Here is a 21,375-nt window from a genome sequence, read left to right as displayed (position 1 = left end):
GTCAGATTCGCATACCACCGCGGCTTGATGCTGTCGTCAACGTCGATACGGGCGAACCGTTGCGCCGGCGGCAGTCCGCCCGCGGTAGGCGGTTGCGCAGCGGCGCCGGAAGATCGACATTGAGGCCAGACCGGGTGGAGACCAGCGATGAAGATATCCGACCGGGACGTCCTGCTCGTGATCGACGTCCAGAACGACTTTTGTACCGGCGGGGCGCTGGCCGTGCCTGGCGGGGAGAAGGTGGTGCCCGCCATCAATCGCGTCGCCCAAAAATTCGCCAATGTGGTGCTGACACAGGACTGGCACCCCGCCGATCACGTCTCCTTCGCCTCCAATCACCCCAACAAGCGGCCGTTCGAGGCCATTGATCTCGACTACGGTCCGCAGGTGCTGTGGCCGACGCATTGCGTGCAGGGCACCGCCGGCGCCGAATTCCATCGGGATCTCGACGTCCGCCGGCCGAGCCTGGTGGTGCGCAAGGGCTTTCGCCGCGGCATCGATTCCTATTCGGCACTGTTCGAGAACGACCACAGGACTCCGACCGGGCTGCTCGGCTATTTGCGCGAGCGCGAGCTGAAGACGGCGTTCGTCGCGGGCCTGGCGCTGGATTTTTGCGTCCGCTTTTCAGCGGAGGATGCCCGCAAGGCAGGTCTCGAGGTCGCGGTGATCGAGGATGCCTGCCGCGGCATCGATCTCGACGGCTCGGTTGCCGCCACCCATAACAGCTTCAGGGCGCTCGGCATTCCCGTCGTCAGCATCGAGGCGTTCTTCTAAAGATGGCGCAAGGAACGAACAAACCGCCGCCGCCGACAGCATCCGGGCCGGGCCCGGATGATCCGCTGCTGTGGCCGTTTGCAGCGGCCAAGGTCGCCATGGACGCCGCGTTCTGGTGGCTGGAGCGCAGCTCGCCCGAACCGCGCGAGACGGAACTGCCCTGGTCCACGCCCAACAAGGTCGCACTGGAGCTCGCGACCATGCGCCTGCGCGACTGTACGAAGAAGCGCACCGGCCCGCCGGCGCTGGTCTGCGCGCCCTATGCTCTGCACCGTGCGCTGATCGCCGATTTCGCGCCCGGTCACAGCGTCGTGCAGTCTCTGCAAGAGGGCGGGGTCGATCGGGTCTATCTCACGGACTGGCGCTCGGCATCATCAGAGATGCGCTATCTCTCGATCGACAGCTATCTCGGCGACCTCAATGTCGCGATCGATGAGATAGGCGCACCGGTCGACCTCATCGGCCTCTGTCAGGGCGGTTGGCTGTCGCTGCTCTACGCCGCGCGCTTCCCGGACAAGGTGCGCCGCCTGGTGCTGGTCGGCGCCCCCGTTGATCTCGCGATCGAGTCCGCATTGTCCCGGCTCGCGCGCAATGCGCCGGAACTGGTCTACGACCAGCTCGTGGCGCGCGGCGGCGGCAATGTCAGCGGCGAGGAGATGCTGCGCTTCTGGTCGAGGTCACTGAGTGCGGAAGATATCGCGGTGGCGTTGCAGAGGAGTTTGGCCGAGGAGGGCGGGGCTGAGCTCCTGGAGCGCTTCAATCGTTGGAACGAGGAGACCCTCAACCTGCCGGGCAGCTACTACCTCCAGATCGTCAACTGGATCTTCCGCGAGAACCGCATCGCGGCGGGAGGCTTCGTCGCGCTCGGCAGACAAATCGATTTGAAGGATGTGAGAGCGCCCATTTTCCTGCTCGCCGGGCTCGACGACGAGGTCGTGCCGGCGACGCAAGCGCTGGCGACCGCTGATCTCGTGGGGACGCCCCCGGTCTTCATCGCGGCAGCATCGGAGCCGTCGGATCATCTCGGGCTGTTCATGGGAGCGCGGACCCATGTCCATGCCTGGCCGCGCATCTCCGAATGGCTGCGCTCCGATCTCGGCGGCGGTGTTCTGGCGCGCAGGGCCTGATAGGCATCACCTGACGGCGGCGGTCTTGATCCCGGTCAAAGCCGTTGGACTGAGGGGGAGCCTAGAGTGTGACGTGGAGGCTCCATGAGGCTCAGCCCACTTCTGGCCGCTCTGGCGCTGGCGACCGCCGCGCTCTCGCAGGCGCTCGCTCAGGCCGACAACATGCGCGGCGATAAGGCAGCGTCCGAGCTGATGGCCGCCCTTCAGTTCCAGCACATCAAATTGTGGTCCGCCGGCCGCCTCGGCAACTGGCCGCTTGCGACCTATGAGCTCAACCAGATCGAAGCCGGCCTCGGGCGTGTGGCGCAACCGACGGGCCGCGCTGACCAGGCCGTCGCGGCAGTACAGGCCTTGCGGAGTGCCGTTGGTGCCAAGGACGCCGCGGCTTTCACCAAGGCCTACGGCGATCTGACCAATGGCTGCAATGCCTGCCACCGCGCCGAGGGATATGGCTTCATCACCCTTCAGGTGCCGGCGAACTCGCCTTTCACGGATCAGCTCTTTGTCGACCAGCTCGCCGAGGCGCGCTGGCTTGCACGTTCGATTTGCGGCAACTGCCATGTGGTCTCCGACAGGCCGAACGAGCAGCCGGAGTCGCGCATCCCGGCGCCCAGCTTCCCGGACATCGCAAGCCGGCCATCATTCTCCAGCGACGACCTCAGGCAGCTCCTCACCTCCGGTCATCGTTACCTAGGACCGAACCAGTCGATGCCAAACCCGCGGCTTGCCAGCCATCAGGTCGAGGCCCTCGTCGCGTTGTTCGAGACGCTGCGGGCCGAACGCTCCCGGTAGAGCGTGATCCGGAAAAGTGTGAAGCGGTTTTCCGAAAAGATCATCTCATCGCGCTTTAGGCGCATCCACACCATTCCGCAAAAGAACGGCCGCAGCATCCAAAGGGGGCGGCGGCCGGAAGTGGAGTAGGGAGGATGTTTAGCAGAGCCGTTATGCATGATCGCGAATTACGTGCATTGATGCACGTCAATCGGCTAAGAATGGTCGCAACTGAACGGAAGGTCCCGCGCACCATGAGCTTTCACTCGATCTACGCCCACGGATTTGCGCGCGTGGCCGCCTGCGTCACCACCTCGCACGTGGCCGATCCCGCCGCCAATGCGACAGCGATCGTGGCGGCCGCGGGCGCCTGTCACAAGCAGTCGGTGGCGGTCGCCGTGTTCCCTGAACTGTGTTTGTCCGGCTATGCGATCGAAGACCTCGTCATGCAGGACCCGCTGCTCGATGCGGTCGCGCGCGGCCTTGGGGCGATCGTCGAGGCGTCGTCGGCCCTGATGACCGTGCTGATCGTCGGCGCGCCGCTGCGCCACGGCGCGCGCGTTTACAATTGCGCGGTCGTCATCCATCGCGGCAGCATTCTGGGCATCGTTCCCAAGACTTACCTGCCGACCTATCGCGAGTTCTACGAAGGCCGCCACTTTGCCTCCGGCGCCGGGATCGTGGGTGAGGAGATCGCGGTCGGCGGCGTGCGCGCGCCGTTCGGCATCGACCTGCTGTTCGCGGCCGAGGATGTCACGGGCCTGACGATCGGCGTCGAGATCTGCGAGGACATGTGGATCCCGGTGACGCCCGCCTCTGAGCTGGCGCTTGCCGGTGCGAGCGTTCTCATCAACCTCTCCGGCAGCCCCATCACGATCGGCCGGGCACGCTCGCGCGCGCTATTGTGCCAATCGACCTCCGCGCGCTGCCTTGCCGCTTATGTCTATGCCGCCGCGGGCGCGGGCGAGTCGACGACCGATCTGGCCTGGGACGGGCAGACCTCGATCTACGAGAACGGCGTGCTGCTGGCCGAGGGCGAGCGGTTCCGGCAGGGCGGGCAGATCACGACCGCCGACGTCGATCTCGACCTGCTGCGGCAGGAGCGTTCGCTGATGGGAACGTTCGACGACAACCGTCGTCAGCGCGAGGCAAGCTTCCGCAGGATCACCTTTGCCTTGAAGCCGCCGGTTGCCGATATCGGCTTCCTGCGCGAGGTCGAGCGCTTTCCCTTCGTGCCGAGCGACGAGCATCTGCTCGAGCAGGACTGCTACGAGGCCTACAACATCCAGGTCGCCGGCCTCGTGCAGCGGATGCGTGCGACGGGAACAAAACGCGTCGTGATCGGCGTGTCGGGCGGGCTTGATTCCACCCACGCCCTGATCGTCGCGGCCAAGGCGATCGACCTGCTCGGTCTGCCTCGCGAAAACATCCTCGCCTACACCATGCCGGGCTTTGCCACCGGCAGCGAGAGCAAGACCAACGCGCTCGCGCTGATGAAGGCGTTGCAGACGAGTTGGCAGGAGCTCGACATCCGCACCGCGGCGACGCAGATGCTGAAGGACATTGGTCATCCCTTCGGCAAGGGCGAGAAGGTCTACGACATCACCTTCGAGAACGTGCAGGCGGGCTTGCGCACCGACTACCTGTTCCGGCTTGCCAATCATCATGGCGGCATCGTCATAGGCACCGGCGACCTGTCGGAACTCGCGCTCGGCTGGTGCACCTATGGCGTCGGCGACCAGATGGCGCATTACAACGTCAATGCCGGCGTGCCAAAAACGCTGATCCAGCATTTGATCCGCTGGGTGATCGCCTCGAAGCAGTTCAGCGATGATGTCAACCGAATCCTGGGATCGATCCTCGCCGCCGAAATCTCGCCTGAGCTCGTGCCCGTCAAGCCCGGCGAGAAGCCGCAGAGTACGGAAGCCGCGATCGGGCCGTACGAGCTGCAGGACTTCAACCTGTTCTACACGCTACGCTTCGGGTTCCGTCCGTCGAAGATCGCCTTCCTGTCGCTGCATGCGTGGAAGGATGTTGCCGGGGGCGAGTGGCCGCCGGCGTTCCCGAACGACCGGCGCAGGGCCTATGCGCTCGCCGACATCCGCCACTGGCTCGAAGTGTTCCTGCGGCGGTTCTTCGCCTTCAGCCAGTTCAAGCGCTCGGCAATGCCCAACGGTCCGAAGGTCTCGGCCGGCGGCTCGCTGTCGCCACGCGGCGACTGGCGTGCGCCGTCGGACTCCAGTGCGGCGGCGTGGCTCGAGGATCTCGAGCGGAACGTGCCGAAATGATGAAGACGGACGAAATAAGGGGATAGTCTGATGGCGGCCGCGCCTAGGCCGGAAACGGCCGACGATCACAGCGGGGTCGTCAACGGCCTCTATTTCTTCGAGATCGCGATGCGCGATGGCAAGCGCGGCCAGGCCAAGGGCGTCGCCGTGCTCTGCGACGGCCGCATCATGGGCGGCGACAGCTATTTCTACTACACCGGCCACTACACGTTCCGGAACGGCAAGTGGCGCGGCGAGATGACGGTCAATCAGCACACCGAGGTGGTCGGCAAGTCGCTAGCGTTCGCCGGCAGGGAGGTCACCTGCGGTTTCTCCGGCGGCTATTCCGCCGGCTGCGCCGAGATCGAAGGCATGGCGCTGGTCGGCAAGACCAGCGTGACCTTCACGGCGCGGTTGACGCTGAAAGAAGCGATGTAGAGCATCGCGGCGACGTCGTGATTGCTCAATCCCGAACGTCAGGCTCGAATCGTCTGTCGCGAACAAGATCGATCCCTGTGGGCAAACATGGTGCAAGTCTCGCCCAATGGGTAACCGCCGGCTGCCAATCGGTCAGCCGTGGTCGCAAAAAGCCGGACATCACCCGAAAGGCGTCGCCGGTCCAGTATCCGATCGCAACCTCACTTTTGCCTATGAGCTTGAGACTTGGTGGCTGGCCGGCTGCTGACACGATCAACAGCAAGCGCTCCTTCGCTGGTGGGATTTGAAGCGGATAAGCGTTCCATTCGATTGTGTGTAACGTTCGCTGGGTCACGGCCGGATTTGCTCCTAAATCCCATCCTCAGGTAGCCAAAGCAGGGTGCTCTAAAATGATCGAGGTCGCATTTTTCGCGATGCACCAAATTGTCAAACTTTAAGAATCGGGTTCCGCCGTCGTGATATTCTTGCTCCCCAAATCGACTGCCAGGGAGGACCGCAATGCTTGCGGAAAAGTTCTTTCTAGTTCTGGAGACGATTAAAAGTCACGAATCCGATGGAAGCGTGAAGATTGTCAGCTCAACGCCGCAAGTCCCGGCGAAGCTGCCAGCTAAGAAATAAAGCAAGTGGTCGCTTCAGTTGGCGGCGCTCCTGCCTTCAAGAGCTATAGGTGCCGCCTCGTGCAGCTCGAGCCAGCCGCGCTGCAACATTCACTGACAAACCAGCACGGGCGTTTTCGCGTTGGTCAGCACCTTGTTTGTCACACTGCCCATTAGAAGCATGGAAAGTCCGCTGAGCCCATGCGATGACATAACAATGAGATCGCAGCCTTTGTCCTGGGCTGTTGCGATGATGGCTTGATGCGGCTGCCCGTTCTCCACCTGAATTGTCTCGCAGGGAACACCGGCCTCCTTGGCTGCATTTGCCACGTGATCCAACACGCTCGCAAAGTCGCCTGTCACTGCAAAAAGCGGTTCCACAACGTTGATTGCGGATACCCTGGCTCCAACGAACTTCGCCAACGCCAACCCATGCGCCACCCCATGCTCCGCCAGCACCGACCCATCTGTCGGAATGAGAATATGCCGGTACATGCTTCACTCCCGATTGTCTGAACGTATAGCTGCCTTCCGAAGGTAAGTTGGGCCCGCGTTTCGGATATAGTCTTGCGATACATCAATCGGCCCATCTTGCCGCGACCATATGTCGGCGCGTGGCTCACCGCGTCACTTCGAGGCGAGACGCACCGCCTTTTCTATAACTGCAACAACGGATTTTCTCGGAGCAGATATCCTCGAAGGGAGTGGTCGCGCGTACCCCAGTTCTCACGCTCTCCAAAGAACCCGAGAGGGGGTCACAGAAAAAGAACGGCCGCCTGCGTTGCCACAAGCGGCCCAAGTCTAGGGAGGAAACGCCCAAGGAGGGCAGCGATAGCGGGAGCGCTACCGCATACCCTGTAGATAAGACGCTCGCGGTCGCGGCTCAATTGAAACTCGGTAAACGTCGGTCATCTAAACGGGTAACGGACCTATACGAAGGTTTATGCGCTCGCCCTCAAAGCCGATCCTTCTGGGCTCACGTATGCTGAGTCCCAACAGCGGCGCGAGACCGGTCCTCAAAACGGATGAAGCTTGCGCCGAGTTAATCTGCCTTACCAGAAAGATATTTGCAGCGGCGCGCGTTCTGCGGTTGACCGTGGTGTTTCCTTGGAAGCCTAGCCTCCTCGCCGCACGAGGGGTCTTTAGTTGAGGAAACACTCGGCCCGGAGCCCCCCAGTTCCTCCGGGCCGTTTTCCTTATCCAGGTGCGCCTACGTCGCGATCGGGAGCGGCGACAGTTTTGTATGGGACCTCATGTCGATTTCACGGGACGAATTCGATCCTCTTGCCGCCGTCGTGGACTGGCTCGATGCCTGCCGACGGGGAGACATGAACGCTCTGCTCGATCTATATGACGAGCGCGCGGTCATGGAATGCGGGTGCGAGGGGGTGACCTTGACGGGACGAAGTTCGATCGCGGCCTATTGGGCACCGAAGCTCGAAAGCAGGCGCTCCTTTAACCTTGACGATGTGGTCCTGACCGGCCACGGGGTTCAGATCGATTACCAGAGCTATGAAGGTAAGCCGGTCCGCTTTTACTTTCGCTTCGATCGCTCCAACAAGATCATCTACACGAGTTGCGGCCCATTGATCGATCGCGCCGCTAGAATCTCACCCAACTGAAGAAGCTCGACCTTGCCGCTGACGGTCGGCGACAATGGCGTCGCCATTCTTCGTCGCCGCCTTGCTCGAGCACCGCGAGATATTGGCATCGTCGAAACCGAAATCACCTGGCCAGGGTCACGGCCGTTGTCCCCATGCTGCCGGAATGGTAGCAATTCACCCATGGCCGAAGGCGACCCCATCCGCATCATCCCTCACCGTGGCGTAGACGATGACTGCGGAAGTCTTGAGGTATGGTTCGCGGACGGACGGAAATCGGTCAGGTTCTATTGGGACAACCTTGTCTCACGCCGGTTGAGCGGCAACACCCTCACGCGAGAGCAGGCCATCGAGAAAGCCACGGCGCTGGCGAGGGCTGAGATAGACAAGCTGGACAACCCCGATTGAGAGCCCGGCCCAGCCGCACGCGGTATGCAGCGCGCCCCGCTGGTGCGTTCTTCCGGCCGGTCCGCTGCCAGAACCGGGCAAGCCAGCGCGCATTAGCGGCCAAAGGCGGACGCATCAGGCCTACACCACTTATTTCAGCCATTACGGTTCCCGCGAATGGCTCACACCGCATTGGCGGGATCAGGGGGATTTTTGTTTGCGTCGTCTTGGCTGCCGGGTCAGACGCTTGGCGTTTGCCGCCACCCGCTTTCGATATTGACGCACAATCTCATCGCTCGAGGCGCCAGCCATGAAGCTTGCGCCGGCTTTAGCGGCCGCCTGTATTTTTTCACTGACCATGCGCTCGGCTTCACGCTGAGCGCCCTTGCCACCTCGCATCAGCTTCGCCAGACGCAACCCGATCACGCGGTTTGATTCCAGCGCAAGCATCATCCAGTTCCGCATTTTTCTCGATTTCCCCGGCAGCATCCTGACTGACTCCTGAGGAGAAACTCGGCGGCTTTACCGGAGCTTAGTTCCAACCAAGCAGTCGGGCGTAGGTTCCCGCAGCCGGAGGGTGAGCGCAAGGGAAAGTCACTGTTGTTTGGCAGGCTATGCGAGAGAAGCCCCCGCCGATGCGCTCGACGGGGGCTGTGCAGGTGGATGGCGCGAGGCTCTGGCTGGAGGGCTGGAGGTGTCGCATCAAGGACCCGCAGCAACAGACTACGGGATGACAGGGCGGCCAGTATGTTATGTAGGTCACTTAAAAGCTGCGCAGGAATGGCTCGATCACCGCAACAAGCCGCGTTGGGCGAACTGCTTAGTCGATCACGGGCCCTTCGAGCTGGTTTCGAAATTGTTATCTGATGCCGGCGACATTGGACACGGACGACGTTCTACAGGGCGGGTCATCGACGGCGTGGCGCGAATTGCTTCCAGGCTCGATGCGCGCGAAGTGGCGGCTGCACGGGACGAGCTGCCACGAGGTCCGGAGTGCCTAGGAGTCCGGACCTCGTGACTTCATCCCCCGCCCCATGGCGCCCCCGCCCATGTGACGCGGCCAGGAAAGTGTGATGCGCGTTGGCCGTCGGCCGCGCGCCGAGATACGCGAAATTCTCGGACGTTGCTATCCGCGTCACTACGGACGTGAACTGCCGTCTCAGTGCGACGCGAGCGTGTGCTGAGGCCGACGCGATGTCCACATCTCCCTGAACGTCGGGAACCTGCCTTTCACCGGCCTGTCACTGAACTGCGTTAGCGCTGCCCATGTCATCACGCGATGGCCAAGGGAGTTCAAGACATGACCGCTGTGCTGCCTGTGCTGGGCGCTGCTCTGTCCATCAAATCGATCCCCGCGCACCGCGACTGGCTCCTCGAACGCCAGCGTGATCTCGAGATCCAGGATTTTTTCCGAGCGGACCTCCTCGACAGCGACTGGCGCACCACGGCGAGCGAGATCAAGCAGATGCTCGCGGGTCACACCGGCCGGCTCGGCATCCACGGCCCGTTCTGGGGCTTCACGATCGACAGCCACGATCCGATGATCCGCCAGGCCGTCACAAAACGGCTGCTTCAAGGTCTGGACGCGGCCGAGTTCCTCGGTGCGACGCAGATGGTCATCCATTCGCCCTTCACAACCTGGGATCACAACAATCTCGACCTCTACCCCGAGAGCCGCGGCAATCTGGTCGAGCGGGTGCGGTCGACGCTTGCCGAAGTGATCGCGCGGGCCGAGCAAAGCGGCTGCGAGATCGTCATCGAGAACATCGAGGACAAGGATCCCCGCGACCGCGTGCGCCTTGCGAAAGCGCTCGAGAGCCCGAAGGTGCGCGTCTCGCTCGACACCGGCCATGCCAACTACGCCCATATCTCCACCGGCGCGCCGCCGGTCGATTACTACGTCGATGCGGCCGGCGACATGCTGGCGCATGTGCATCTCCAGGACACCGACGGTTTTGCCGACCGCCATTGGGCGCCGGGGGAAGGCAATATCCGCTGGGCCGCTGTGTTCAGTGCGCTGGGGCGCCTCAATTCCAATCCGCGGCTGATCCTCGAACTGCGCAATCACGATCGCGTCCATGCGGGAGCGGCTCATCTCAAGTCGCTCGGTCTCGCTGAATAGCCAACACAAACAAGGGCAGGGGTCATCGTCATGAGCAAGCTCACCCGTCGCACCATCCTGAAGTCCGGCACGGCTGCCGCCGGCACGCTGCTCCTGCCGCGGTTCTCGATCGCGCAAGGCGATAATCGTCCCTCGGTCACGATCGCGGTGCAGAAGGTCACGAACGCGAACGTGCTCGACGTGCTGCGCGAGCAGTCGAATGTCGGCGAACGCGTGTTCTTCTCCTCGATCTGGGAAGGCCTGATCTCCAAGAATTTCCGCGGCAATCTCGAAGCCGTGCCGGGGCTTGCGACCGAGTGGCGGCGCATCGACGACCAGACGGTCGAGGTGAAGCTGCGCCAGGGTGTGAAATTCCACAATGGCGACGAGCTCACGGCCGAAGACGTCGTCTTCACCTTCAGCCGCGAGCGCATGTTCGGCGAGACCGAGGCCAAGAGCCGTTCCACAATCCAGGCGTTCGAAAAGATCCCGACGCCGCGGCCCGGCAAGGAATTGCCGCCGGACGTGCCGGCGGTTGCTCGCCGCATCTGGCCGGACCTCGTGCGCGTCAACGCTGTCGACAAGTACACCGTGCGCTTCTACAACGCGACTCCCGACGTCACCATCGAGGGCCGGCTGTCGCGCTACGGCTCCGACATCATGAATCGCCGCGCCTGGGACGAAGCCGCGAGCTATCTCGACTGGGCACGAAAGCCGGTCACGACGGGCCCCTACAAGGTCGTCGAGCTCAAGCCGGATGTCTCGCTGACGCTGGAGGCGCATGACGAATATTGGGGCGGCCGTCCGCCGCTCAAGCGCATCCGCTTCCTCGAAGTGCCCGAGGTTGCGAGCCGCATCAACGGTCTGCTCTCGGGCGAATACCAATTCGCCTGCGACATCCCGCCGGACCAGATCGCCGGCATCGAGAAGAACACGGCGTTCGAAGTGCAGGGCGGCACCATCCTCAATCACCGCCTGACCGTGTTCGACAAGAACCACTCCCAGCTCGCCAATCCGCTGGTGCGGCGCGCCTTCACCCACGCCATCGATCGCCAGGCGATCGTCGACAGCCTGTGGGCCGGCCGCACCCGCGTGCCGAAGGGCCTTCAGTGGGAGTTCTATGGCGACATGTTCATCGCCGACTGGAGCGTGCCGGCCTACGATCCGAAGCTCGCCCAGGACTTGCTGAAACAGGCCAACTACAAGGGCGATCCCATTCCGTATCGCCTGCTCAACAACTACTACACCAACCAGGTTGCGACCGCGCAGATCCTGGTCGAGATGTGGAAGTCGGTCGGCCTCAACGTTCAGATCGAGACCAAGGAAAACTGGTCGCAGATCATGGAGCGCGCCCCGACCCGCGCGGTGCGCGACTGGTCGAACTCGGCCGCCTTCAACGACCCCGTCTCGTCGCTGGTGGCCCAGCACGGACCGAATGGCCAGCAGCAGCAGATCGGCGAATGGACCAATGCGGAGTTGAACAAGCTCTCGGAGTTCCTGGAGACCTCGACGGATCGCGAGGCGCGCAAGAAGGCATTCCGCCGCATGCTGGAGATCGCCGAGCGCGAGGATCCGGCCTACACGGTCCTGCATCAGAATGCGACCTTCACCGCCAAGCCGAAGTCGATCAAGTGGAAGGCATCGCCCGCCTTCGCGATGGACTTCCGCGCCGGCAATTTCGAGGCGTAAGCCGTGTCGCCGCTGGTCAGCATCGAGGCCTTAAGCGTCGTCTTCAACGGCGTGCCGGTGCTGCACGGCGTCGACCTCTCTGTGCGCAAGGGCGAGGCCGTCGGCCTCGTCGGCGAGTCCGGATCGGGCAAGTCGGTGACCTGGCTGGCCGCGCTCGGCCTGTTGCCGCGTCACGCGAGGGTCTCGGGATCGGTGCGGCTGGATGGGCGTGAGATCCTCGGCGCGCCCGCCGCGACGCTCGATCAGGTGCGAGGCGGGCGCGTCGCCATGATCTTCCAGGATCCGGCGAGTGCGCTCAATCCGGTACTGACCATCCGCAGGCAGCTTTGCGAAGCCCTGGCGCTGCATCGCGATCTCTCGGGCGACGCGCTGAAAGCGGAAGCGCGAAGGCTGCTCGACCTCGTCGGCATTCCCGACGCGGCGCGGCGGCTCTCGGCCTATCCGCACGAATTCTCCGGCGGCCAGGTCCAGCGCATCATGATCGCGATGGCTTTGGCCGGAAACCCCGATCTGCTGATCGCGGACGAGCCGACCACCGCGCTCGATGCGACGATCCAGGCGCAGATCCTGGAGCTATTGTCGTCGGTGCGCCGCGAACTCGGCATGGCGATGGTGCTGATCAGCCACGATCTTGGCGTCGTCGCAGAGAATTGCGACCGTGTCGCGGTGATGTATGCGGGCCGCATCGTCGAGCAGGCGCCCGCGGTGGCGCTGTTCGACGATCCCTGGCACCCCTATGCGCAAGGCCTGATCGGTGCATTGCCGCCGCTGGACGGGCCACGTCGCCGGCTGGCGGCCATTCCGGGGACCGTTCCCGACCCGTCGAAAATGCCGGCGGGCTGCGGGTTTGCGCCGCGCTGTGCCTTGGCAGTCGAGCAGTGCGGCATCAGTGCGCCCAGCCTTGCGCCGCTCGGCGATGCGCGCACTGTCGCCTGCGTCCGCGCCGAAGCCTCGCGCCGAGCGCTGCTCGGGATCGCCGCGGAATGAGCGCGCCGCTCGTCGAGGTCGCTGCGATTTCGCGCACCTATACCATGCGTTCAGGCATGTTCGGTCGGAGCTCGGCGGTACACGCGCTCGACGGCGTATCACTCTCCATCCGCAAGGGCGAGACGCTTGGCCTCGTCGGCGAGTCCGGCTCCGGCAAGTCGACGACGGGCCGCATCGTGCTCGGGCTCGAGCCGCCTGACGCCGGCGAGGTGCGGTTCGGCGGCAAGTCGATGGCTGCGCCGGGGACGCCAGAATGGCGCGTGCAGCGTGCGCGCATGCAGATGATCTTTCAGGATCCACTGGGGGCGCTCGACCGCCGCTTGCCCGTCGCCGACCAGATCCGCGAGCCGCTGGATGTTCATGGTCTCGGCACTGGGGCCGAGCGCGAGGCGCGCGTGCAGGAGCTGCTGAGGTCCGTCGAGCTCAACCCACAGCACGGCCGGCGCTATCCGGGCGCATTGTCGGGTGGGCAGCGCCAGCGCATCGTGCTGGCGCGAGCGCTGGCGACAAAACCTGATTTCCTGGTCTGCGACGAGCCGGTCAGCGCGCTCGATGTTTCGATCCAGGCGCAGGTGGTGAACCTGCTCGCCGATCTCCAGGCCGAGCTTGCGCTGACCATGCTGTTCATCAGCCACGACCTGCGCGTCGTCAGGCAGATCAGCAATGTCGTTGCCGTGATGTATCTCGGCCGCATCGTCGAAACCGGCTGCGCCGACGATCTCTTCGCCCGTCCGGAGCATCCCTATACGCAGGCGCTGGTCTCGGCCTCGCCGGCGCCCGGCCGCCGCAGCGCGGGCCGCATCGTGCTCTCGGGCGATCCGCCGAACCCAGCCGCGCGCCCCTCCGGCTGCGCCTTCCATCCGCGCTGTCCGCGCGCGATTTCGCGTTGCGCGACCGAGCTGCCGGCGCTGTCTTCCATTGCGAGCGACCGGCAGGTCGCCTGCCATCTCGTGAGCGGGTCGCAGGCCCAGAGCCAGGATGCGGCGTGATGGGCCGCTATTTTGCAATCCGGATCGGACGCGCGCTGCTCACGATCATTTTGGTCGTCACCTTCGCCTTTGTGGTCTTGCGCCTCTCCGGCGATCCCTCGTTGATGATCCTGGGGCCCGAAGCGCCGCCGGAGGTCCTTGCTGCCTTCCGCAAGGCCTGGGGCCTCGATGACCCCATCTGGATACAGTACGTCGACTATTTCGGCGCCATCGCCAAGGGCGAGCTCGGCCGCTCGATGCGCGATGGAAGGCCCGCGATCCAGCTCGTGCTGGAGCGGATCCCTGCAACTCTCGCGCTGACGCTGCCGGCCTTCGCCTTCAAGGTGGCGCTCGGTATTCCCGCCGGCATCTACGCAGCGCTCAATCGCGGCTCGGCGATCGACCGCGCAGTGATGATCACGGCGGTTGCGGGCTTCACGGTGCCGAGCTTCGTGCTGGCGCTGCTGCTCGTGCTCGTTTTCGCCGTGCAGCTCGGGTGGCTGCCTTCGGGCGGGCAGGACAGCTGGCGCCACGCGATCCTGCCGATCGCAACCCTCGGCCTTGGCGGCGCGGCCGTATTGGCGCGCTTTACCCGCAGCGCGATGCTGGAGGTGCTGGGCCAGCCCTATATCCGCACCGCCTCCGCCAAGGGCGTGCCTTGGCGCAAGGTCGTGACCGCGCATGCGTTGCCGAATGCGGCGATCCCGACCGTGACCATTCTGGGCTTCATGGTGGGAACGCTGATCGCCGGCGCGGTCGTGGTCGAGAGCGTGTTTGCCTGGCCGGGAGTAGGGCGGCTGCTCGTTGTTGCGGTTGCCAACCGCGACCTCTCCGTCGTGCAATGCATCCTGCTGCTCGTCGCGATGACGATGGTCACGTCGAACCTGATCGTCGATTTCCTCTACGGCTTCCTCGATCCGCGCTTGCGCGCGAAGGGAGCCCATGCATGACCGATGCGACGCTCAAGGACACCGCCATCCGCCGTCGCATCAGCCTGCCGGCCATTCCGGTCTCGGTCGCGCTCGCGATCACCTGGATCGTCGTGGTGCTGCTGATCGCAGCCTTCGCCGAGAAGATCGCGCCTTACGGCTTCACCCAGCTCGACCTGCGCAACCGCCTGTCGGCACCCGGCAATGTCGCGCACTGGCTCGGCACCGACGAGCTCGGGCGCGACGTGCTCTCGCGTCTGCTCGTATCGATCCGCATCTCGCTGTTGATTGCGTTCGGTGCGACCGCGATCTCGGCCGTCGTCGGTACCACGCTCGGCTTCCTCGCAGCGCATTTCCGCGGCGTGGTCGAGCAACTCGTGCTGATGCTGACCGACTTCCAGGCCAGCATGCCCTTCCTGATCATGGCGCTCGCGGTGCTCGCCTTCTTCGGCAATTCGCTGCCGCTGCTGATCGGCTTGATGGGACTGTTCGGCTGGGAGCGCTATGCCCGCATCGCGCGGGGCCTTGCCATCTCGGCCAATGCGCAAGGTTATGCGGCCGCCGTCCGGCAGTTAGGGGCGACGCCGGCGCGGATTTACCTGCGGCACATTCTCCCCAACATCGCCTCGACCCTGATCGTCTCGACGACGCTGGTCTTCCCCGAGGTGATCCTGATGGAATCGGGCCTGTCCTTTCTCGGCCTTGGCGTGCAGCCGCCGATGACCAGCCTCGGCAACATGGTCGGTTATGGGCGGGAGTACCTGACCCGGGCGCCCTGGATCATGCTGGCGCCGGCCACGACCATCGTCGCGACGACGCTGGCGGTCTCAGTGATCGGGGACTGGCTGCGTGACCGGCTCGATCCGACCCTTCAATAGGGGCAAGGCGGGCTACGAGGAGGCCGCGCCTGGGGCAGGGGAGCCCTGTCCGGCCCAAGTTCCCGTTGCGCGAGCCGACCCCGTGCGCTATCCGGCCGGAAAGGCCTGAGGCGGCTTCAAAATTTCCCGCCTGGCCCCACCCAACCAGGACGGAAACCGCCATGCCAGCCTATCGCTCCCGCACCACCACCCACGGCCGCAACATGGCGGGCGCGCGCGGCCTCTGGCGCGCGACGGGCATGAAGGATGCGGATTTCGGCAAGCCGATCATCGCGGTCGTCAACTCCTTCACCCAGTTCGTGCCCGGCCACGTCCACCTGAAGGACCTCGGCCAGCTCGTCGCCCGCGAGATTGAGCAGGCCGGCGGCGTCGCCAAGGAATTCAACACCATCGCGGTCGACGACGGCATCGCCATGGGCCATGACGGCATGCTCTACAGCCTGCCGTCGCGCGAATTGATCGCCGACAGCGTCGAATACATGGCCAACGCCCATTGCGCCGACGGCCTCGTCTGCATCTCCAATTGCGACAAGATCACGCCTGGCATGCTGATGGCGGCGCTGCGGCTCAACATCCCCGCGGTGTTCGTCTCGGGCGGCCCGATGGAGGCCGGCAAGGTCAAGCTGCACGGCAAGACCCATGCGGTCGATCTGATCGATGCGATGGTCGCCGCCGCCGATTCCAAGGTCAGCGATGACGACGTCAAGGTGATCGAGCGCTCGGCGTGTCCGACCTGCGGCTCCTGCTCGGGCATGTTCACGGCAAATTCGATGAACTGCCTCACCGAGGCGCTGGGCCTCGCGCTGCCCGGCAACGGCTCGGTGGTCGCAACCCATGCCGACCGCAAGCGGCTGTTCGTCGAGGCCGGCCACACCATCGTCGATCTCGTGCGCCGCTATTATGAGCAGGACGACGCGAGCGTGCTGCCGCGCAACGTCGCGAATTTCAAGGCGTTCGAGAACGCGATGACGCTGGATATCGCGATGGGCGGCTCGACCAACACCGTGCTGCATCTGCTTGCGGCTGCCCATGAGGGGCAGGTCGAGTTCACCATGCACGACATCGACCGCCTGTCGCGACGCGTGCCCGTGCTCTGCAAGGTCGCTCCTTCCGTCGCCGACGTGCATGTCGAGGACGTCCATCGCGCCGGCGGCATCATGGGCATCCTGGGCGAGCTCGATCGCGCCGGCCTGATCGACACAAAGGTCTCGACCGTGCACGCACCGACCATGGCCGACGCCTTGGAGCGCTGGGACGTCAAGCGCTCGAAGAGCGAGGCGGTGCGCACCTTCTATCGCGCCTCGCCCGGCGGCATCCCGACCCAGGTCGCCTTCAGCCAGGAGCGCCGCTACGACGAGCTCGATCTCGACCGCGAGAAGGGTGTTGTGCGAAATCTCGAGCACGCCTTCAGCAAGGACGGCGGCCTTGCCGTGCTCTACGGCAACCTCGCGCAGGACGGCTGCATCGTGAAGACCGCGGGCGTCGACGCTTCGATCCTGAAATTCTCTGGCCCCGCACGCGTGTTCGAGAGCCAGGACGCCGCAGTCGAGGGCATTCTGGGCGGCAAGGTCGTTGCCGGCGAAGTCGTGGTCGTGCGCTACGAAGGCCCGCGCGGCGGCCCCGGCATGCAGGAGATGCTCTATCCGACCAGCTATCTGAAGTCGGTCGGCCTCGGCAAAGCCTGCGCGCTCGTCACCGACGGCCGTTTCTCCGGCGGGTCCTCAGGGCTCTCGATCGGGCATCTGTCGCCGGAGGCCGCCGAAGGCGGCAACATCGGGCTCGTGCGCGACGGCGACCGCATCGCGATCGACATTCCCAACCGCAGCATCCAGCTCGACGTCTCCGACGAGGAGCTCGCCAAGCGTCGTGCAGCGGAGGAGGCGCGGGACGATGCGGCCTGGCAGCCGCAGAACCGCAAGCGCAACGTCTCGACCGCGCTGCAAGCGTATGCCGCACTGACCACCAGCGCCGCGCGCGGCGCGGTGCGCGAGGTCAAGCGCCGCTCGAACTGAGCGGCGCTATCGCGCGCTGCGATCCGCGGGTCGGATTGTGATTGGTCAATGAAGCGTTAGCGGCCAGCCAGAATTGGCTGGTCGCGTTAAGGATGCCCCGACGAACTTTCATCAATGCGGATTTCGCGGCGTATACTGCTGCACGCCGATTTATCTATCCAAATCATTTCGCTTGTTGGGGCACTACCACCATGTCTCGTACCATTGCCGTCGTTTTCGCCAGCGCAACCGCCGTCATCGCCATGACGGGCGCAGCGTCCGCCGGCTGCTACAGTTGCTACACCCCGCCGCCGTGCACGACCTGCTACCAGCAGCAATACGTGGCGCCGCAATATCGCGCCGTCGATGAGACCGTGATGATCTCGCCCGGCGCCGTCGTTGCCCATCGCACCCCCGCGCAATACCGCACCGTGATGGTGCCGCAGACCGTGATGGTCGCCCCGCCCGGCGTGCAGTACGAGCGCATCCCGCCGCAATATGCGACGCGCCAGCGCGTCGAGATGGTCTCGCCCGGCTACTCTTATTACGCCCCGGTCGCCTCGCCTTGCGCATCCTGCGGGGGCTACTGAACCAGAATCAGTTGCGGACAAAAAAGCGCGGCGCCCTGGCGCCGCGCTTTCGTTTGAAGCGAACGAGGCCCGGAGTTGGAGACCAGTCCAACCGGGCCTCGTAACCGGCGACGCCCTGGGCGGCGGCGCCGATGTCGGGATTTGAGTGTGTCCGGCCACGTGATGAGGGCCGTTGCAAGCTTCGCAAGCTAAGGCGCCAAGCTGACAGCGACCTTACAGGCGGTTCCGGTGGGCGAGGGCACTTGCCGCCCGGCTTGGGCCAAGTTCGCGTTGCCTTTGCGGAGCGCCTGCGTTAAGCGACTGAAATTCCTGTCAGGGAAGGGTGGCCGAGTGGTTTAAGGCACCGGTCTTGAAATACGCAGTGAGCGGTCTCGTTTGATCTCGTCTAGTTTGATTTTTTAGGCTTTTCAACGATCTACTGGCCTGCTCCTGTGCCGACCAGTTTGTCCAGTTTCGTCTAGATGCGGCTGGTTTGGGTCCAAGTTTGGGTCCAAATGTCTCTTCCGGACGCCACCGCTACTTCCGCAAGAACTCTGAAGCGAACGCTGCAATGGCCGCGGCAACCGACTTGTTGGCCTGCTTCGACCTTTTTCTCTTCGCATAATTCCGGAGCAAAACGGCTGGGTCATCGCCGATCCGTTGGGCTACGGTATGAACCGGAATGCCGGCGTCAAGCAGGGCGGTCGAGTGGATGCCTCGCAGGTCATGAAACCTTATTTTGCCAAAGCTGGGCAGATCGGCCTTGCTAGCCTGCTCCCTGACATGGTCAGCCCGGCGGGCGAATTCCTTTGAGAAGTTGCGCGGATTGCGTGGCTTTGTGAAGTCGAAGTCCTCGCCGGGTTCGGGCACCGCCGGGAACATCAGGGCGACGGCAGGCAGCTTGATCAGCGACAGGTCGACGTCAACGCCGTCGGGGATGCCGGCAACAATCTGCTGATGACGTTCCTTCTCCTTGAGCAACATCGTAACGCTGGCATCGTCGAGCTCGATGGTACGCAGCCCACGCTTGGTCTTTGGCAGTTTGAGCCGGAGCCCGAACTTCTTGGTCTGCTCCCATGCTCGCTCGATCCGCAGCGTCTTTTTCTCGACGTCGAGATCGGTCCAGCGAAGCGCCAGCAACTCATTGCGGCGAGCGCCTGTCGCTGCCGCGAGCACCACGACGGGATATAGGCCGGACGGCTCAAATCCGGCAATCAATCTGGCTAGCTCAGCCTCGTCTAGGCCCTCTCCGATTTCGTCGGTCTCCAGCTCCTCATCCTCGAAGACTTGGCCTTCCGGATTGGGGACGCGCTCCACACGAAGCATGGGGTTGCTGGCGATCGTGCCTTTACGAAATGCTGTCGCCAGACAGGCCCCGAAAACGGTGTGGACGTGGTGCGCAGTCCGTGGCGCGATCTCGCCCTTGCTCTCGATGTCCGCATACAGCTTGTCTATTTCGGGAGCGCGTAGTTTCTGCAGCTGCTGGTCGCCAAGCGCCGGCTTTACGTGCGTTCGCAGCAACTGTCCGTAGCGCTCTAACGTTCGCTGGCTGACTTTCTTGCGTCGCCGTCCGGGCGCGCCGGCATCCAACCATTGTTCCATCCATTCGCCGACGGTCAGCTTACTAGGATCAACATGCTCGCCGGTATCGCCAGCGCGCAGCAGCGCGCGCAATTCCTTTCGCGCGTCGCCCAGCGTGCCGTGAAACGTTTTGGTGAAGCGTTTGCCATTCACGCGGTAGCGAAGGCGATAGATCTCCTCGCCGCGACGATCGATGCTTCCATCTCCGTGCGATCGCTTGGACAGGCGATTGCCCTTGGGACCGGGCGAACGTTCGCGGATTGAACCCTTCATGATGATCCAGCTCCCTCATTGTTGAGCAGGGCGACACGAATTTCCTGCAATGCCTTGTTCGGAAGTTCGGCCACCACAAGAAGTCGATCCCGGCGCCGGTCGCGAATGCCGAACTGACTGAACCCCTGACGACGCTTCGGCCAAGCAAACCCAATGGAAGCCACAGGCTCGGTGCGAGACACGGTGACGTCGGTGAAGATTGAGGGCTTGGCTTCGGGCGCATCGGCGGACAGGATGAAGCTCAGCGCATCCTTAAAGTTTGTTGCGCCTGTCCAGGGACAACGATCCTTCTTGCCGTCGACAAAGGGCGCGAAAGCTAGCTTACGAACGCGATCGTCCGTATCGGACAGGTTGTCCGTCACCATCACCGCAACGGTCAAAAGCGCGACGTTCTCCGGCGTCGCTTCAGCTCCGCTCCCGCGTCCGCGGCCCTTTGGAGCGGGCAGGAGGTTCATCCGGACAAGCGCGCGCTGACGCTCGTACAGAGCTTGTTCTGTTAGCCCAAACAGAGGGGCGATGGTGGGAAGCAAACTGGTCAAACTTGGCATGGCAACCCAAACTAGTCAGGATTTTTGGTGAATGTCCAGAAATAAAACTTGAATTCAAACCAGTCAACTCTATATCTGGTAAATCACCAAATATCGGAGTGGCCAGGATGAAGAAGGCAGCGCAAGACGGGCAGCAAACTGAGAGGCTCGTTTACGATCTCTGGCCGGATGTCGGACAAATGCTTGGCCTGACGAAATACGCTACCTATGAGGCAGCGAAGAAAGGCGAAATCCCCGTCATCAAGATCGGCAAGCTGTTTCGCGTGCCGAAAGCAGCCTTCGACAAAATGATGGAAGAGGCGGGCGCTCGATAGGGCCCCTGCCGAAGCTATCGTCGACGGGTCCTGGCCCGTCGACGCAGGTTGTCCCCGCTCGGATGTACAGCGGTGGCACCGGCGGCACGCCGTTTCCGTCTATCCGGCGTGCCGCCAATTCCCCAGTTGCGTCAGTCAGTCCGAACCGGGCGGCGCCGCCGCCCAAAAAGCGCGGGGCCCGCGCTGCGCGGCAACGCAGGCGAGCCCCATAGATCACCGACGTGAGGGAACGCCGGGCATGTCAACAGGTAGAGAACCAGGTGTCAGTCGGCAAGCCGCGCGTCGCGCGCGCCGAAAGCGATCCCGCGCAGACCGGGAAAGGCGGGATGCGGCGTTTACGCAGAAATCGCGTGGGCGCCCGAAGGGCACTGGACTTGCCTTCTTCGATGATCGTGATCGCTTCGCGATCGCGATCGTTCACTGCGCGCACGTGTTTCGTTGTGTATCGCTGTATCACGCGGCCTATATTGCCGTTGCGCTCACATCAGACGTTCCGCTCGAAACCGCTTCGCTGGACTACGTTCGCGAAGCCCTGGGCCGGCCCGACCTCCATCGTTACATCCAATTTTCCGGCGGCCCGGCGCAC

The 21,375-nt window shown here is 63.7% G+C and carries 21 protein-coding genes; 16 read left to right on the top strand and 5 right to left on the bottom strand.

Annotated features, from left to right (window positions below; all coding sequences use genetic code 11):
- Positions 1–147 precede the first annotated feature (147 nt).
- From pncA to YUU_RS0116440, 5 genes are all read left to right on the top strand, one after another.
- The gene (gene pncA / locus YUU_RS0116460) at positions 148–774 is read left to right on the top strand and encodes a bifunctional nicotinamidase/pyrazinamidase (RefSeq protein ID WP_035662510.1); all 627 of its coding nucleotides are present in this window, start codon (positions 148–150) and stop codon (positions 772–774) included.
- Between the two features lie 2 nt (positions 775–776).
- Positions 777–1,901 (top strand): alpha/beta fold hydrolase, encoded by a 1,125-nt coding sequence (locus YUU_RS0116455; protein WP_027523368.1) that lies wholly within the window; start codon positions 777–779, stop codon positions 1,899–1,901.
- An 84-nt stretch (positions 1,902–1,985) separates the two neighbouring features.
- On the top strand, positions 1,986–2,693 hold the full coding sequence (locus tag YUU_RS0116450) for a cytochrome c (RefSeq protein WP_027523367.1): 708 nt from the start codon (positions 1,986–1,988) through the stop codon (positions 2,691–2,693).
- A gap of 233 nt (positions 2,694–2,926) precedes the next feature.
- Positions 2,927–4,960: an NAD(+) synthase gene (locus YUU_RS0116445; protein ID WP_027523366.1), complete on the top strand. Its 2,034-nt coding sequence runs from the start codon at positions 2,927–2,929 to the stop codon at positions 4,958–4,960.
- Positions 4,961–4,990: 30 nt separating this feature from the next.
- On the top strand, positions 4,991–5,377 hold the full coding sequence (locus YUU_RS0116440; protein ID WP_027523365.1) for a GrlR family regulatory protein: 387 nt from the start codon (positions 4,991–4,993) through the stop codon (positions 5,375–5,377).
- Positions 5,378–6,084: 707 nt separating this feature from the next.
- Here YUU_RS0116440 and YUU_RS0116435 read toward each other — a convergent pair.
- Positions 6,085–6,468: a universal stress protein gene (locus YUU_RS0116435; RefSeq protein WP_027523364.1), complete on the bottom strand. Its 384-nt coding sequence runs from the start codon at positions 6,466–6,468 to the stop codon at positions 6,085–6,087.
- Between the two features lie 758 nt (positions 6,469–7,226).
- On the opposite strand from YUU_RS0116435, the gene YUU_RS51025 reads away from it, so the two are divergent.
- Positions 7,227–7,595: a nuclear transport factor 2 family protein gene (locus YUU_RS51025; protein WP_051389767.1), complete on the top strand. Its 369-nt coding sequence runs from the start codon at positions 7,227–7,229 to the stop codon at positions 7,593–7,595.
- Between the two features lie 162 nt (positions 7,596–7,757).
- Positions 7,758–7,982: a hypothetical protein gene (locus YUU_RS0116425; protein ID WP_027523363.1), complete on the top strand. Its 225-nt coding sequence runs from the start codon at positions 7,758–7,760 to the stop codon at positions 7,980–7,982.
- Positions 7,983–8,162: 180 nt separating this feature from the next.
- Here YUU_RS0116425 and YUU_RS56400 read toward each other — a convergent pair whose 3' ends face one another.
- The gene (locus tag YUU_RS56400; protein WP_245288029.1) at positions 8,163–8,450 is read right to left on the bottom strand and encodes a hypothetical protein; all 288 of its coding nucleotides are present in this window, start codon (positions 8,448–8,450) and stop codon (positions 8,163–8,165) included.
- An 811-nt stretch (positions 8,451–9,261) separates the two neighbouring features.
- Between YUU_RS56400 and YUU_RS0116415 the strand changes: the two genes are divergently transcribed.
- The 8 genes from YUU_RS0116415 (at position 9,262) to YUU_RS0116380 (ending at position 18,094) form a co-directional block, all read left to right on the top strand.
- The gene (locus YUU_RS0116415) at positions 9,262–10,083 is read left to right on the top strand and encodes a sugar phosphate isomerase/epimerase (RefSeq protein ID WP_027523362.1); all 822 of its coding nucleotides are present in this window, start codon (positions 9,262–9,264) and stop codon (positions 10,081–10,083) included.
- A gap of 30 nt (positions 10,084–10,113) precedes the next feature.
- Positions 10,114–11,751, top strand: a complete 1,638-nt coding sequence (locus tag YUU_RS0116410; protein ID WP_027523361.1) for an ABC transporter substrate-binding protein — start codon at positions 10,114–10,116, stop codon at positions 11,749–11,751.
- A 3-nt stretch (positions 11,752–11,754) separates the two neighbouring features.
- A complete protein-coding gene (locus tag YUU_RS0116405) occupies positions 11,755–12,738 on the top strand; it encodes an ABC transporter ATP-binding protein (protein WP_027523360.1) in 984 nt (327 codons plus the stop codon).
- Positions 12,735–13,727: an ABC transporter ATP-binding protein gene (locus YUU_RS0116400; RefSeq protein ID WP_027523359.1), complete on the top strand. Its 993-nt coding sequence runs from the start codon at positions 12,735–12,737 to the stop codon at positions 13,725–13,727. The genes YUU_RS0116405 and YUU_RS0116400 overlap by 4 nt, the downstream gene beginning before the upstream one ends.
- The gene (locus YUU_RS0116395; protein WP_027523358.1) at positions 13,727–14,656 is read left to right on the top strand and encodes an ABC transporter permease; all 930 of its coding nucleotides are present in this window, start codon (positions 13,727–13,729) and stop codon (positions 14,654–14,656) included. The genes YUU_RS0116400 and YUU_RS0116395 overlap by 1 nt, the downstream gene beginning before the upstream one ends.
- Entirely contained in the window at positions 14,653–15,513 is an 861-nt protein-coding gene (locus YUU_RS0116390) for an ABC transporter permease (protein WP_027523357.1), read from the top strand. Before YUU_RS0116395 ends, YUU_RS0116390 begins: the two co-directional genes overlap by 4 nt.
- A 161-nt stretch (positions 15,514–15,674) precedes the next feature.
- Positions 15,675–17,525, top strand: coding sequence for a dihydroxy-acid dehydratase (gene ilvD, locus YUU_RS0116385; RefSeq protein ID WP_027523356.1), 1,851 nt, complete (start codon positions 15,675–15,677; stop codon positions 17,523–17,525).
- Positions 17,526–17,767: 242 nt separating this feature from the next.
- Positions 17,768–18,094: a hypothetical protein gene (locus YUU_RS0116380; RefSeq protein ID WP_035662557.1), complete on the top strand. Its 327-nt coding sequence runs from the start codon at positions 17,768–17,770 to the stop codon at positions 18,092–18,094.
- Positions 18,095–18,610: 516 nt separating this feature from the next.
- Here YUU_RS0116380 and YUU_RS0116375 read toward each other — a convergent pair.
- Entirely contained in the window at positions 18,611–19,927 is a 1,317-nt protein-coding gene (locus tag YUU_RS0116375; RefSeq protein ID WP_027523354.1) for a site-specific integrase, read from the bottom strand.
- Positions 19,924–20,475, bottom strand: a complete 552-nt coding sequence (locus YUU_RS0116370; protein ID WP_156944341.1) for a hypothetical protein — start codon at positions 20,473–20,475, stop codon at positions 19,924–19,926. Before YUU_RS0116370 ends, YUU_RS0116375 begins: the two co-directional genes overlap by 4 nt.
- A gap of 107 nt (positions 20,476–20,582) precedes the next feature.
- Here YUU_RS0116370 and YUU_RS0116365 point away from each other — a divergent pair, with 107 nt between their 5' ends.
- Positions 20,583–20,789: a helix-turn-helix domain-containing protein gene (locus YUU_RS0116365; RefSeq protein ID WP_027523352.1), complete on the top strand. Its 207-nt coding sequence runs from the start codon at positions 20,583–20,585 to the stop codon at positions 20,787–20,789.
- Between the two features lie 241 nt (positions 20,790–21,030).
- On the opposite strand, the gene YUU_RS0116360 is transcribed toward YUU_RS0116365, so the two are convergent.
- The gene (locus YUU_RS0116360) at positions 21,031–21,210 is read right to left on the bottom strand and encodes a hypothetical protein (RefSeq protein WP_156944340.1); all 180 of its coding nucleotides are present in this window, start codon (positions 21,208–21,210) and stop codon (positions 21,031–21,033) included.
- Between the last annotated feature and the right edge of the window lie 165 nt (positions 21,211–21,375).

Origin of the sequence: Bradyrhizobium sp. Ec3.3 (assembly GCF_000472925.1) — a bacterium.
In the GTDB taxonomy this organism is placed as follows: Bacteria; Pseudomonadota; Alphaproteobacteria; order Rhizobiales; family Xanthobacteraceae; genus Bradyrhizobium.
This window is presented reverse-complemented; position numbering and strand designations above follow the sequence as displayed.